At 70.1% G+C, this 14,031-nt stretch carries 13 protein-coding genes and 1 pseudogene; 11 read left to right on the top strand and 3 right to left on the bottom strand.

Annotation, left to right across the window (positions count from 1 at the left end; translation table 11 throughout):
* Window positions 1–194: pseudogene (locus AC1D01_RS06125) on the top strand (acyltransferase family protein); the annotation flags it as partial.
* Between the two features lie 9 nt (window positions 195–203).
* Here AC1D01_RS06125 and AC1D01_RS06120 read toward each other — a convergent pair.
* Window positions 204–1,088, bottom strand: coding sequence for a LysR family transcriptional regulator (locus AC1D01_RS06120; protein WP_477865179.1), 885 nt, complete (start codon window positions 1,086–1,088; stop codon window positions 204–206).
* A gap of 96 nt (window positions 1,089–1,184) precedes the next feature.
* On the opposite strand from AC1D01_RS06120, the gene argC reads away from it, so the two are divergent.
* Window positions 1,185–2,168, top strand: coding sequence for an N-acetyl-gamma-glutamyl-phosphate reductase (gene argC / locus AC1D01_RS06115; protein ID WP_477865178.1), 984 nt, complete (start codon window positions 1,185–1,187; stop codon window positions 2,166–2,168).
* A 56-nt stretch (window positions 2,169–2,224) separates the two neighbouring features.
* Window positions 2,225–3,397: an acetylornithine transaminase gene (locus tag AC1D01_RS06110; RefSeq protein WP_477865180.1), complete on the top strand. Its 1,173-nt coding sequence runs from the start codon at window positions 2,225–2,227 to the stop codon at window positions 3,395–3,397.
* An 84-nt stretch (window positions 3,398–3,481) separates the two neighbouring features.
* Here AC1D01_RS06110 and AC1D01_RS06105 read toward each other — a convergent pair whose 3' ends face one another.
* Window positions 3,482–3,619 carry a hypothetical protein gene (locus AC1D01_RS06105; protein ID WP_477865177.1) on the bottom strand — a complete coding sequence of 46 codons (138 nt, stop codon included), beginning with the start codon at window positions 3,617–3,619 and terminating at the stop codon, window positions 3,482–3,484.
* 114 nt (window positions 3,620–3,733) lie between these two features.
* On the opposite strand from AC1D01_RS06105, the gene AC1D01_RS06100 reads away from it, so the two are divergent.
* The 6 genes from AC1D01_RS06100 (at window position 3,734) to AC1D01_RS06075 (ending at window position 7,246) form a co-directional block, all read left to right on the top strand.
* Entirely contained in the window at window positions 3,734–4,768 is a 1,035-nt protein-coding gene (locus AC1D01_RS06100) for a M14 family zinc carboxypeptidase (RefSeq protein WP_477865176.1), read from the top strand.
* 89 nt (window positions 4,769–4,857) lie between these two features.
* Window positions 4,858–5,067, top strand: coding sequence for a hypothetical protein (locus AC1D01_RS06095; RefSeq protein WP_047587087.1), 210 nt, complete (start codon window positions 4,858–4,860; stop codon window positions 5,065–5,067).
* Window positions 5,068–5,153: 86 nt separating this feature from the next.
* Window positions 5,154–5,507, top strand: coding sequence for a hypothetical protein (locus tag AC1D01_RS06090; RefSeq protein WP_477865175.1), 354 nt, complete (start codon window positions 5,154–5,156; stop codon window positions 5,505–5,507).
* A 221-nt stretch (window positions 5,508–5,728) separates the two neighbouring features.
* Window positions 5,729–6,364 (top strand): hypothetical protein, encoded by a 636-nt coding sequence (locus AC1D01_RS06085; protein WP_477865174.1) that lies wholly within the window; start codon window positions 5,729–5,731, stop codon window positions 6,362–6,364.
* Between the two features lie 13 nt (window positions 6,365–6,377).
* Complete coding sequence (locus AC1D01_RS06080) at window positions 6,378–6,872, top strand: hypothetical protein (protein ID WP_477865173.1); 495 nt, start codon at window positions 6,378–6,380, stop codon at window positions 6,870–6,872.
* Window positions 6,869–7,246, top strand: a complete 378-nt coding sequence (locus AC1D01_RS06075; protein WP_477865172.1) for an ArsC family reductase — start codon at window positions 6,869–6,871, stop codon at window positions 7,244–7,246. The genes AC1D01_RS06080 and AC1D01_RS06075 overlap by 4 nt, the downstream gene beginning before the upstream one ends.
* Before the next feature lie 89 nt (window positions 7,247–7,335).
* Here AC1D01_RS06075 and acnA read toward each other — a convergent pair whose 3' ends face one another.
* A complete protein-coding gene (gene acnA / locus AC1D01_RS06070; protein WP_477865171.1) occupies window positions 7,336–10,065 on the bottom strand; it encodes an aconitate hydratase AcnA in 2,730 nt (909 codons plus the stop codon).
* A gap of 244 nt (window positions 10,066–10,309) precedes the next feature.
* Between acnA and AC1D01_RS06065 the strand changes: the two genes are divergently transcribed.
* Together AC1D01_RS06065 and AC1D01_RS06060 are read left to right on the top strand one after the other, a co-directional pair.
* Complete coding sequence (locus AC1D01_RS06065) at window positions 10,310–12,157, top strand: O-linked N-acetylglucosamine transferase, SPINDLY family protein (protein ID WP_477865170.1); 1,848 nt, start codon at window positions 10,310–10,312, stop codon at window positions 12,155–12,157.
* Between the two features lie 28 nt (window positions 12,158–12,185).
* Window positions 12,186–14,031 (top strand): ABC transporter transmembrane domain-containing protein (locus AC1D01_RS06060; RefSeq protein WP_477865169.1); only part of this gene is annotated, 1,846 nt, incomplete at its 3' end.

The raw sequence follows: 14,031 nt of genomic DNA, 5'->3' as shown, positions 1-14,031 counted from the left end.
GCATCTACCTGTGGGCCTGGCCGGCCCAACAGGTGGCGGTGGTGGCCCTGGGGCGCGATGCGCCGCTGGCGTTGCACCTGGCACTCGTGCTGGCGCTCGTGTTGCCGGCGGCCGCGTTGTCGTGGTACCTGGTCGAGCGGCCGGCCTTGTCGCTGAAACCGACCCGCAGCAGGGTGTCGCCCGGTCTGCCCTAGGGCGCCGGATCAACGTTGCCGGATCGCCATCAGCGCGTCCAGCATGTGCCGCGTCGCGGGCTCGGGCCTGCCGGCGCGGTGGGCCAGGCCCAGCGGCCGCCACAGGCGCGGCGTGAGCGGCTTGATCACGATGCGCTCGTCGAGCGTCGCCGCGCCTTCCTCGCGCGGCAACAGCGCGGCGCCGTAGCCGGCCGCCACCAGGCTCTTGATGGCATCGTTGAAGTTCAGCTCGATGCGCGGCTGTGGCTGCTCGCCGGCGCTGGCGAACCAATCCGTCGTCATGCGGTGCAACCGGGTGGTGGCGTCGTTGGCGATCAGCGGGCGGCCCGCGAGCCAGGCCGGCGTGATCGTGCGCGGCACCGTCCAGGCGCGCGGCAGGAAGGCCATCACGGGGTCGCGGCGCCAGGGCACGATCTGCAGGCCCTTGACGGCGGCCTGCGGCAGCGCCACCAGGCCGATGTCGAGCGTGCCTTCCTGCACGCGGGTCAAGGCCTCCTGCGAGGTCAGCACCGCAACCTGCACGTCGATGCCCGGGTGGTCGCGCCCGATGGCCTCGAGCGCCAGCGGCAGCAGCCAGGCCAGCGCGCCGGTGGAGGCCCCGACCCGCACCCGCCCGGCGCGGCCTTCGACCCGCTGCGCCACTTCGTCGAGCGCCGCATCGACATCGGCCAGCAGGCGCCGGGCGCGCTCGACCAGCCCCTCGCCGATCCCGGTGGGCAGCACGCGCTGGCGCTGGCGCAGCAGCAGCGGCGCGCCCAGGCGCGACTCCAGTTCGGCCACGTGCAGGCTGACGGTCGGCGCGGCCAGGTGCAGGTGGCGYGCCGCGGCGGCGAACGATCCAAGCTCGGCGATCGTCACCAGCGTGCGCAACTGGTCGAGGTTCAGTTCTCTCATGGTGCTTCAGGTTTCATGAATCTGTTGTTCATGACATTCAACTTTACCGATCGTCGGCCGAACCGCAAGCTCTGCTTTCCATTCCAGGAGGACTTCATGAGCGCGAGCGTTTTCATCGACGGCGACCAGGGCACCACCGGCCTGCAGATCCGCGCGCGGCTGGCCGGGCGACGCGACATCACCCTCGTGACGCTGCCCGACGCGTTGCGCAAGGATGCGGCCGCGCGTGCCGCTGCCATCAACGACTGCGACGTGGCGGTGCTGTGCCTGCCCGACGAGGCCGCGCGCCAGGCGGTGGCCGCCATCCGCAACCCGCGCGTGCGGGTGATCGATGCCTCGTCGGCGCACCGCACCGATGCGCAGTGGGTCTACGGCTTTCCGGAGATGGCACCGCAGCAGCCCGGGCGCATCGCCCAGGCTCGGCGCGTCAGCAATCCGGGCTGCTACCCGACCGGGGCCGTCGCGCTGCTGCGCCCGCTGGTCGAGGCCGGCTGCCTGCGCGCCGATGCGCCGTTGAGCATCCACGCCGTGTCCGGCTACTCCGGACGCGGGCGCGAGGGCATCGACGCCCACGAAGGCCCGGCTGCCGCAGCGGCCTTGCCGTTCCAGACCTACGGCCTCGGCCTGCAGCACAAGCACGTGCCCGAAATCGAGCAGCATGCCGGCCTGCAGCGCCGGCCGTTCTTCGTGCCGTCGTACGGCAACTTCCGGCAAGGCATCGCGCTGACGATCCCTCTGCATGCCTCGATGCTGCAGCGGCCGATGTCGGCGCAGGCGGTGCGCGACCTGCTCGCTCGGCGCTACCGCGACTGCCGCCATGTGCAGGTGCTGGATGCCGACCGCACCGGCGCGATGGCGGGGCTCGATCCGCAGGCCCGCAACGGCAGCAATGACCTGCAGCTCGCGGTGTTCGGCCACGACGCCCACGGCCAGCTGCTGCTGAGCGCCGTCTTCGACAACCTCGGCAAGGGCGCGTCGGGTGCCGCGGTGCAGAACCTCGCGCTGATGCTCGGGCTGGCCGATGCCCCCGCGATCGACACGCCTGAATACGCTACCCAAGCCCTGGAGCACGCCGCATGAGCCCGCCGGACCGCTCCAAGGGCGAATACCGGAGTGCGCAGCACGAAGCTACTCCAATGAGCCACGCGCTGATGGACATCACCGCCCGCCCGGACCAGCTGTTCCTGCGCGGCGAAGGCAGCTGGTTGTGGGACGACCGCGGCCGGCGCCACCTGGACTTCGTGCAAGGCTGGGCGGTGAACACGCTCGGCCACGCACCGGCTTGCATCCGCGAGGCGCTGGTGCGGCAGTCCGCGCTGCTGCTCACGCCCAGCCCGGCCTTCCACAATGCGCCGGCGCTCGCGCTGGCGGAGCTGCTGTGCCGGCACAGCGACTTCGACCAGGTGTTCTTCACCAACAGCGGCGCCGAGGCGAACGAAGGTGCCATCAAGCTGGCCCGCAAGTGGGGGCAGCTGCACCGGGGCGGCGCCCACGAGATCATCACCTTCCGCGACGCCTTCCACGGCCGCACGCTGGCCACGATGTCGGCCTCCGGCAAGCCGGGCTGGGACCGCATGTTCGCGCCGCAGGTGGCCGGGTTCCCGAAGGCCGTGCTCAACGACCTCGCGTCGGTGCAGGCGCTGGTCGGCCCGGACACCGTGGCCGTCATGCTCGAGCCGGTGCAGGGCGAAAGCGGCGTGCATGCGGCCACGCCCGAGTTCCTGCAGGGCCTGCGCGCGCTGTGCGACCGGCACGGGCTGCTGCTGGTGTTCGATGAAGTCCAGACCGGCATCGGCCGCCTGGGCACGCTGTTCGGCTACCAGCATTTCGGCGTCGTGCCGGACATCGCGACGCTGGCCAAGGGCCTGGGCGGCGGCGTGCCGATCGGTGCGCTGCTGGCCCGGCAGCGGGCCTGCGTGTTCGCGCACGGCGACCAGGGCGGCACCTTCAACGGCAACCCGCTGATGTGTGCGGTCGGCCTGTCGGTGCTGCACGAGGTGCTGGCCGACGGTTTCCTGGCGCGGGTGCGCGCCACCGGCGATCACCTGGGCGATCGGCTGCAGGCGCTGTCCGACCGGTTCGGCCTGCAAGGGGCGCGCGGCATYGGGTTGCTGCGCGCGCTCGACCTCGGCCGGCCGCAGGCCGCCGACGTGGTGACGCATGCCCGCACCGGCGCCGGCCTGCTGCTCAATGCCCCGCGGCCCGCGGTGCTGCGCTTCATGCCGGCGCTCACCGTCACCGAGGCCGAGGTCGACCTGATGATCGACGGCCTCACGGCCAGCCTGGAGGCCGCCGGGATCGGGGCCTAGCGGGCCGAGCGCCGGGCCGCCCCAAGCCGGCCGCGTCCCCTCGGGGGACCGCTCGGCGTACTCGCCGGGCGAGGGGCCGTCATATCACCGGGCCGCCTTCCAGCGCGCCCGGCACAGCGCGGCCAGTTCGATCGCGCCCCACAGCAGGCTGCTCGCGACCGCGACCCCGATCTGCCATGCCAGTCCGGGGCGGCTCCAGGGCCTGGGGATGCTGCCATTCATCGGCGTCTCCTGAGTGGGCGATCCGGCACCGTAGCAATCCTGCGTGACGGTTTGATGGCAGACCGCGCGCGCTGCCCGCGCTATCCTCGCCCGGCACCGCGAGCCCGGCATCCCTTGCAGACCCCGACCGAACTGATCGAATTGCAGCGCCTCATCGACGAGGGCGGCACGCACCTGGACGCGCGGGTGCTGTGCGAGGTCGACGCTGCTGCCACCGCAGGCGGGCAGCGCCTGCCGGTGATCGCGGTGACGCTCGGCAACCCGGCGCCCGACATCCCGGCGGTCGGCTTCTTCGGTGGCGTGCACGGGCTGGAGCGCATCGGCTCCGCCGTCGTGATGGCGCACCTGCGCAGCCTGGTGATGCGATTGCGCTGGGACGAGTCGCTGCATCGCCAGCTCGACGGCGTGCGCATGGTGTTCATGCCGGTCGTCAACCCCGGCGGCATCGCACGCGGCACGCGGGCCAACCCGCAGGGCGTCGACCTGATGCGCAACGCGCCGGTCGAGGCGCAGGACCGCGTGCCCTTCCTGCTCGGCGGGCAGCGCCTGAGCGCATCGCTGCCGTGGTACCGCGGCCCGGCGGGTGCGCCGATGCAGCCCGAGAGCGCGGCGCTGTGCCGCGTGGTCGAAGACGAGTTGCTCACGCGGCCGTTCAGCCTGGCGGTCGACTGCCACTCGGGCTTCGGGCTGCGCGACCGGCTGTGGTTCCCGTATGCGCACACGCGCGCGCCGATGGCGCACCTGGCCGAGATGGACGCGCTGCACGGCATCTTCCAGCAGTCGCATCCGAACAACCGCTATGTGTTCGAGCCGCAGAGCCGCCAGTACCTCGCGCACGGCGACCTGTGGGATCACCTCTACCAGCGCGCGTCGGCGCTGCCGCAGCGCCTGCTGCTGCCGCTGACGCTGGAGATGGGCTCGTGGCTGTGGGTCAAGAAGAATCCCCGCCAGCTGTTCTCGCGCCATGGCATCTTCAACCCGCTGATCGCGCACCGCCAGCAGCGCGTGCTGCGCCAGCACATGGCGCTGCTCGATTTCCTCGCACGCGCCGCGGCGAGCTGGCGGCGCTGGCTGCCGTCGCCGGACGCGCGCGAGCGCCACGGGCAGCTGGCGCTGCAACGCTGGTACGGCGCTGCGGCTCCTCCTTGAGGGGGAAATCAACCCCCTCGAATGCGCGATGCCGCAACAAAGTGTGCATCCGTAAAGTGGGCCCCATTCCGCCAACTGTGGGGCCACGCATGGACACCAGCTACCTTCCTGCCTTCGACCAGGCGATGCAGTTCCTGTACGAGAAGCACGGCAATGCGATCAGCGAAGACCTCGTGCAGGCCTACTGCGTGCAGGGCCTGCTCAGCGAAGAAGACGGCGTTTTGAAGCTCACCGACCGCGGACGTGCGATTTTGCGCAAGGCGCCTGTTGCACGGCAGCTACGTCCGTTACAGCTCTGAAATATCGAGCTTTCTTCCTACACGCAAACCGACACCGCGCGAATACGCTGAAAACCATGTCGGACCTGCACCAAACCCTTCGCACCATGGGCCTGCCCCAGTTGCTGCTGGCGTTGATCTTCCTGTGCAGCTATGGCGTGGCGCTCGGCGGCATGCTCGGCTCCAACGGCCGCTGGCGGGCGGGTGGCATGGCCGCACTGTCTGCCCTGGCGTTCGGCTTCCTCACCGATCCGTGGGAGCACGCCGTGATGATGGTGGCGTTCGCGGTGATCGGCTTCGGTGCCTTCCTCGCGCTCTCGTGGCTGCTGGCCTGGCTGCCCGAATGGTTCAGCCGCAGCGCGCCAGTGGCGGTCGAGCCGCCGGTGGTGGCACGCGACGCCGACCTGCCGGCCCGCGCGCCGGTGAGCGCCGCGCCGGGCCGTCCGCGGCTCGGTCTCTGATCCACGTCCCTGATCCACGTCTCTGAGCCAGAATGGCCGGCATCGGCCGGGGCTGGCCGGGGCGCCTAGGGCAGGTCGGGATTTCGTCCTACACCGCGCCTCGAGCCTCGGTCTTAGCATGACTTCGGGGTTGGGCCGCTGGTAATGCTCCTCCGAATTCGGCGGTCCCTTGGCGGTCAGTGCAGCGCACTGACCGCCTCTTCTCTTTCTGGAGCGACGCGATGGTCACGATCCGATGGATGGGCGGGCTGTGCGGCCCGTTGGTGCTGCTGGTGGCGGCGGGTTGTGCATCGACCACGCGCCTCGATTCGCAATGGAGTGACCCGGCCGCGGCGCCGACCTCGCTGCAAGGCGCGAAGCTGCTGGTGGTGTGCGATGCCGACGAGGCGCCGCTGCGCCAGATCTGCCAGGACCAGATGCGTTCCGAGGTCACCGCGCGCGGCGCGACGGCGGTCGCGTTCGACGACACCGATCGCACGCTGGCCGGCAACGCGGCCGCCGCATCCAGGCCCACCAACGAGTACGTCGCGATCGCGCGCGAGCGTGGCGCCAGCGCGGTGCTGCGCACGCGCGCGATGCCTTCGCTGTCGCGCCCCGACAGCGGCGTGAGCCTCGGCTTCGGGCTCGGCACTTTCGGCTCCGGCGTCGGGCTGGGGGTCGGCATGTCGACACCGGTCGGCGGTGGCGGCAACGCGACGGTCGGCTATGCGGCCGAGACCAGCATCACCGACGTGCGCAGCGGCAAGCTGCTGTGGACCGGCCGCGCGACCACCGCGCCGTCGAAGGAAGTCAACAAGCAGATGGCCGAGCTGGCAACCGCATTGCTCGCAGGTGCGCAGAAAGCGGGCTGGTTCTGAAGCTGGTGCTGTCGTGAAGAACATTGCGGCATGGCTGCTGGTGGCGTTCCTCGTCGGCTGCGCAGGCTACGACCCTGGCGGCCTGATGCCCGGTGCGACCACCGGCGCGATCACCGAGCGCATGGGCCCGCCGACCGGCGAGTACCCGTTGCCCGATGGCGGCAAGCGCCTCGAGTACGCGCGTGGCCCGTTCGGCAAGCACACCTACATGCTCGACGTCGATGCGCAGGGGCGGCTGGGTGGCTGGCAGCAGGTGCTGACAGAGGAGCGCTTCAACGCGGTGGCCATCGGCACGCCGGGCTCGCAGATCCTGTTCGAGTTCGGCCGTCCGGCGCAGCAGCAGCGCATCGGCCGGCAGCACCTGACGGTGTGGTCGTACCGCTACTGGACACCGTTCTGCCAGTGGTTCCAGGTCAGCGTCGGCGATGATGGCAAGGTGGTCGAGACCGGGTACGGGATCGATCCGATGTGCGACTACAACGATCACGACAACGACAGCCGACCATGAGCGCTTCCGCTTCGATCTCCCTGTATGGCATTCCCAACTGCGACACCGTCAAGAAAGCCCGCCAGTGGCTGGCCGGGCAGGGCGCCGAAGTGCAGTTCCACGACTTCAAGAAAGAGGGCGTGCCCGACGCGCTGATCGACGGCTGGCTGCAGCAGGTCGAGTGGGAGACGCTGCTGAACCGCAAGGGCACGATGTGGCGTGGGCTGGACGACGCCACCAAGGCCGGCGTGACCGATGCCGCATCGGCGCGCGCCGTGATGCAGGCGCAGCCCAGCACGATCAAGCGCCCGGTCGTGCGCTGGGCTGATGGCCGCGTGACCGTCGGGTTCTCGGAGCAAGTGTTCGCGAAGGCCGTCCACTCCCGTTCGCCCTGAGCCTGTCGAAGGGCCTGCTCGCACGGGACGAGGGCTTCGACAGGCGCAGCCCGACCCTTCGACAAGCTCAGGGCGAACGGGGAGGGGCGCTACGCCGCCAGCAACTGCCGCAGCACGAACGGCAGGATCCCGCCGTGCTTGTAGTAGTCCACCTCGATCGGCGTGTCGATGCGCAGCGTCAGCTTCACGTCGTGCTGYGTGCCGTCCACCCGCTTGATCACGAGCGTCGCCTCCTGCTGCGGCTTCAGGTCGGCGCCCAGCAGCACGTCGAAGGTCTCGTCGCCGGTGATGCCCAGCGACTGCCATGAATCCGTGCCGCGGAACTGCAGCGGCAGCACCCCCATGCCCACCAGGTTCGACCGGTGGATGCGCTCGTAGCTGCGCGCCACCACCGCCTTGATGCCCAGCAGCTGCGTGCCCTTGGCCGCCCAGTCGCGCGACGAGCCGGTGCCGTATTCCTCGCCGGCGAACACGATGGTCGGCGTGCCGGCCGCCATGTACTTCATCGCCGCGTCGTAGATGAACATCTTCTCGTTGCCCGGCTGGAAGCGCGTCAGGCCGCCTTCCTCGCGGCTGCCGTCCTCGTTCGGCGGGATCATCAGGTTCTTGATCCGCACGTTGGCGAAGGTGCCGCGCACCATCACGTCGTGGTTGCCGCGGCGCGAGCCGTAGCTGTTGAAGTCGGCCTTCAGCACGCCGTTGTCCTTCAGCCACTTGCCGGCCGGCGTGGCCTCCTTGATCGAGCCGGCCGGCGAGATGTGGTCGGTGGTGATCGAGTCGCCGAACAGCGCCATCGCGCGCGCACCCTTCACGCCCGCGTCGGCCAGCGCCGGCGTCATGTGGAAGTCGTCGAAGAACGGCGGCTTCGCGATGTAGGTGCTGTTCGGCCAGGTGTAGACCTCGCCCTTCACGCCCTTGATCTGCTCCCACAGCTTGCCGGGCTTGCGGTCGATCTTCTCGTAGTTGTCGCGGTAGGCCCCGGCGTTCATCGCGAACTTCATCAGCTTGGCGATCTCGTCGGCGCTCGGCCAGATGTCGCCGAGGTAGATGTCGCGCCCGCCCTTGCCCTTGCCGACCGGCTCGGTCATCAGGTCGCGCGTCGCGTTGCCGGCGATCGCATAGGCCACCACCAGCGGCGGCGACGCGAGGAAGTTCGCCTTCAGGTTCGGGTGGATGCGCGCCTCGAAGTTGCGGTTGCCCGACAGCACCGCGGCGCACACCAAGTCGTTCTTCGTGATCAGCTCGTTCAGCTCGGGGGTCAGGTCGCCGGCATTGCCGATGCAGGTGGTGCAGCCGTAGCCGGCCAGGTTGAAGCCGAGCTTGTCGAGGTAGGGCGTGAGGCCGGTCTTCTCGAGGTACTCGGTGACGATGCGCGAGCCGGGCGCGAGCGAGGTCTTGATGTGCTTGGCCACCGTCAGCCCGGCCTCCACCGCCTTCTTGGCCAGCAGGCCGGCGGCCAGCAGCACCGCCGGGTTCGAGGTGTTGGTGCACGAGGTGATCGCGGCGATCAGCACGTCGCCGTTGCGCACCTCCAGGCCGTCCTTCGTCGTGAACACCTGGTGCAGCTTCTCGGCCGGCTGGTTGAAGCCGTTGGCCGAGGTCGGCTTGCTGAACAGCTCGGTGAACTCGCTCTTCATCTTGCCGAGCTCGATGCGGTCCTGCGGGCGCTTCGGGCCGGCCAGCGACGGCGTCACCGTCGACAGGTCGAGCGAGACCTCCTTCGAGAAGTGGATGTCGCCCGATTTCGGCACGCCGAACATGCCCTGCGCCTTGAAGTAGCTCTCGAACGCATCGATCTCGCCCTTGGTGCGGCCGGTGCCCTTGAAGTAGTCGATGGTCTTGCCGTCGACCGGGAAGAAGCCCATCGTCGCGCCGTACTCGGGTGCCATGTTGGCGATGGTCGCGCGGTCGGGCAGCGACAGCGTGCTGGTGCCCTCGCCGAAGAACTCGACGAACTTGCCGACCACCTTCTCGCGCCGCAGCAGCTCGGTGACGGTGAGCACCAGGTCGGTGGCGGTCACGCCTTCGCGCAGCTGGCCGGTGAGCTCCAGGCCGACCACGTCGGGCGTCAGGAAGTAGACCGGCTGGCCGAGCATGCCGGCCTCGGCCTCGATGCCGCCGACGCCCCAGCCGACCACGCCGATGCCGTTGATCATCGTCGTGTGGCTGTCGGTGCCGACCAGCGAATCCGGGTAGTAGATGCCGTCCTTCTTGTGCACGCCGCGCGCCAGGTACTCGAGGTTCACCTGGTGCACGATGCCGAAGCCCGGCGGCACGACGCCGAAGGTGTCGAAGGCCTGCATGCCCCACTTCATGAACTCGTAGCGCTCGTTGTTGCGCTGGAACTCGAGCTTCATGTTCAGGTCGAGCGCGTTCTTGGTGCCGTAGTAGTCGACCATCACCGAGTGGTCGACGACCAGGTCGACCGGCACCAGCGGCTCGATGGTCTTCGGGTTCTTGCCCATCGCCGCGGCCACGCTGCGCATCGCGGCCAGGTCGGCCAGCAGCGGCACGCCGGTGAAATCCTGCAGCACGACGCGGGCGACCACGAACGGGATCTCGTCGACGCGCTCGGCGGTGGGCTGCCAGTTGGCGAGCTGGGCCACGTGCTCCGGCGTGACCTTCTTGCCGTCGCAGTTGCGCAGCACCGACTCGAGCACGATGCGGATCGAGATCGGCAGCTGGTTGACGTTCGGGTGGGTCTTGGCCAGCTCCGGCAGCGAGAAATACTGCCCGGCCTTGCCGGAACCGGTCTTCAGCGTCTTCAGCGTGTTCGAGAAGGCGTGGGACTTCTTGGTGGACTTGGCGTCTTGGGCCATGGGCAGCTCTCCGTGAGGGGTCATCGCAGGGACGGGTCGGGCGATTGTGCCCCTGGGCGCTGCAAGATCCGTGACACCGCTCACGAAAACCCCATGGACCGCCGCGTCGGAAGAGCCGGATGGGCGGCAAAGTGGGCGCCGAAGTGACCGGTATTTATGTACCTGTTGCCCTGACCGCCGGCGGGCCGCTCTGCCCACAATGGGGCGAACCGATATTCTCCGGCCCCTCACGGACGCCCCACGCATGGACCACCGCCCCGCCACGCCCGCCTCCTCCGCGACCCCCGCCGAGGTGGAACGCGAGATTGCGCATGCCCGCTCGGGCGGGATGCAGCTCAACGAGCTGCTCGACCGCGCCCAGAGCCTGGCCCAGCGCGGCCTGGCCGAGGCGTCGGYGCAGCTGTACGAGAACTGGATCGCCCACACCGAATCGCCGTGGCGCCACGTCGCCTGCTTCAACTGGGGCACCGTGCTGGGGCTGATGAACCGCCATGTCRAGGCCGAGCAGGCCTACCGCCGGGCGCTCGCCTTCCATGCCGATTTCCCGCAGGCGCGCCTGAACCTGGGTCACCAGCTGGAGCACCTGGGCCGCCCCGAAGAGGCGCTCGCCGAGTGGCGCACCGTCGTCGAGGTCACCGAATCGAACCCGCAGGGCCTGCGCGAGATCCGGCTGCATGCGCTGAACAACCTGGCCCGGCTGCTGGAGATGCAGCGCCGCTTCGCCGAATCCGAGGCCTGCCTGGTGAAGAGCCTCGAGCTGAAGGCCGACCAGTCCGACGTGCTGCAGCACTACGTGCACATCCGCCAGAAGCAGTGCGAATGGCCGGTCTACCAGGCGGTGGGCGAGGTCACGCCGAACCAGATGATGGTCGGCACCTCGCCGCTGGCGACGCTCGGCCTGAGCGACGACCCCGCGGTGCAGCTGATGGCGGCGCAGCGCTTCGTGCACACCCGCGTGCCCAAGCCGCCGGCCGTGCCGGTGCATGCCGGCCGCCCGCCGCGCACCGGCCGCATCCGGATCGGCTACCTGTCGGGCGACCTGTGCATGCATGCGGTCGGGCTGCTGACCGCCGAGCTGCTGGAGCTGCACGACCGCAGCCGCTTCGAGGTGCACGGCTTCTGCTGGTCGCGCGAGGACGGCACGCCGCTGCGCGCCCGGCTGCGCAAGGCCATGGACGTGTTCGTGCCGCTCGCCGGCGTCGACGACGCGACGGCGGCCCAGCTGATCGCGCAGCACGGCATCGACGTGCTGGTCGACCTGCAGGGCATCACCAACGGCGCGCGGCCGGCCATCCTCGGCCACCGCCCGGCGCCGGTGCAGGTCAGCTACCTGGGCCTGCCGGCCACCTCCGGCCTGCCGGGCGTCGACTGGATCCTGGCCGACCGCTTCGTGATGCCGCCCGAGCTGCTGCCCTACATGACCGAGAAGCCGCTGTACGTGCCGCACTGCTACCAGGTCAGCGACCGCCAGCGCGAGAGCGGCGCGGTGCCGACGCGCGCGCAGTACGGGCTGCCGGAAGACGCCTTCGTGTTCTGCTCGTTCAACAACAACCACAAGTTCACCGAGCCGGTGTTCGCGAGCTGGATGCGCATGCTGCAGCAGGTGCCGCGCAGCGTGCTGTGGCTGCTGGCCGACAACGAATGGTCGCAGGAGAACCTGCTGCGCCAGGCCGACGCGTTCGGCATCGCGCGCGAGCGGCTGGTCTTCGCGCCGCGGGTGATGCCGGCCGACTACCTGGCGCGCTTCCCGCTGGCCGACCTGTTCCTCGACACCTTCCCGTACAACGCCGGCACCACCGCGAGCGATGCGCTGTGGATGGGCCTGCCGATCCTCACCTGCGCCGGCCGCACCTACATCGCGCGCATGGCCGGCAGCCTGCTGACGGCCGTCGGCCTGCCCGACCTGATCACCGGCTCGATCGACGACTACGAACGCCTGGGCGTGCAGCTGGGCCACAACCCGGCGCGCATCGCGTCGTACAAGCGCTACCTGGCCGAGCACGGCCGGCAATCGAAGCTGTTCGACGTGCCCGGCCTGGTGCGCGACATCGAGACCGAGTTCGAGCGGCTCGCGCTGCAGCACCGCGGCTGACCGGGTCACGACGGCGCACCCCTGACCCATGGACCGACAAGAGCCCTTCATCGAACCCGGAGCCGGCGGCGCTGCCGCGGTGCCGCCGGACGATGCGCTGCTGCAGTCCATCGTCTGGCTGACGCGCCACCACGGCCGCGAGCGCTCGGCGGCCTCGCTGCTGGCCGGCATGCCGCTGGCCGGCGCGCTCGGGCCCGACCAGGCGGTGCGTGCGATGCGCGAGGCCGGCTTCAACGCCGGGCTGGTGCAGCGCAAGATCGCCGAGATCCATTCGCTGCTGCTGCCGGCCGTGCTGCTGCTGCGCAACGGCGATGCCTGCATCGTCGTCAAGCGCCTGTCGGCCGAGGCGTACGAGGTGGTGATGCCGGGGCCGGAGTCGCACACCTGCAAGGCGAGCGAGGCCGAGCTGGCCGGCGAGTACACCGGCATCGCGTTCGTCGCGTCGCCGAAGGTGCAGGCGCCGAACGCCGAGCACAACGAGGCGCTGCGCGACCCGAACAGCCACTGGCTGTGGGGCACGATGCGCCGCTTCATCCCGTACTACCGTTCGTCGCTGCTGGCGGCGCTGCTCAGCAACGTGCTGATGATGGTGACCGGCCTGGTCACTTCGGTGGTCTACGACAAGGTGATCCCGCACCAGGCCTTCGTCACGCTGTGGGCGCTGGCCACCRGCGCGGCGCTCGCGCTGGTGTTCGACCTGGTCGCGCGCCAGCTGCGCACCCACCTGATCGACGCGGCCGGCAAGAAGGCCGACCTGATCATCGGCTCGATGCTGTTCCGCCAGACGCTGGGCGTGCGCATGGAGCACCGGCCGGCGTCGGCCGGCTCGTACGCGCACCACCTGGCGCAGATCGAGCTGGTGCGCGACTTCTTCGCCGGCGCGACGCTGTCGGCCGTCAGCGACCTGCCGTTCATCGCGCTGTTCGTCGCGATGGTCTTCATCATCGGCGGGCCGCTCGGCTGGGTGATCGTGCTCGCGATCCCGCTGATCCTCGGCCYGGCCTGGGCGATCCAGGGTTCGCTGCGCCGCTCGATGGCGGCCAACATGCACCACCAGGCCGACCTGCAGGGCATGCTGGTCGAGGCGGTGGAGGGCATCGAAGACCTGAAGGCCGCCGGCGCGCAGGGCCAGTTCCTGCGCCGCTATGAAGACGCCACCGCGGCGGCCGCCGATTCGGCGCTGCGCGCGCGGGCGCTGTCGGGGCTCACCAACAACATCTCGGCCGCCGCGCAGCAGGCCATCACGCTGGTGATGCTGGTGTGGGGCGTGTACCTGATCAAGGAAGGCGCGGTGAGCGGCGGGGCGCTGATCGGCGCGGTGATGTTCGCCGGGCGCGCGATCGCGCCGCTCGGCAGCGTGGTCAGCCTCGCGACGCGCTACCAGGGCGCCCGTGCGGCGATGGTGGCGCTCGACCAGATGATGGCGCTGCCGGTGGAGCGCGAGCACGGCAAGAGCTACATCGCGAACCACCGCGTCACCGGCAAGCTGGCGCTGAACGACCTGAGCTTCGCCTACCCGGCGACCGGCGGCGACGCGGCGGCGCCGAAGGTGCTGAAGGGCATCAACCTGAAATTCGAGCCGGGCGAGCGGGTCGTGATCCTCGGGCGCATCGGCAGCGGCAAGTCGACGATCCTGCGGCTGCTGGCGGGGCTGTACCAGCCGACCGAGGGCATGGTCGAGGCCGACGGCATCGACCTGCGGCAGATCGATCCGGCCGACTTCCGCGCGAAGGTCGGTTTCGTGTCGCAGGAGCCGCGGCTGTTCAACGGCACGCTGCGCGAGAACGTGATGCTCGGCCGCGCGACGGTCGACCCGGCGCGGCTGGCCGAGGTGGCCCGCGTGACCGGGCTCGACCGCGTGGTCGCCTCGCACC

The organism is Rhizobacter sp. P3_B12 (genome assembly GCF_056402895.1).
This window is presented reverse-complemented; position numbering and strand designations above follow the sequence as displayed.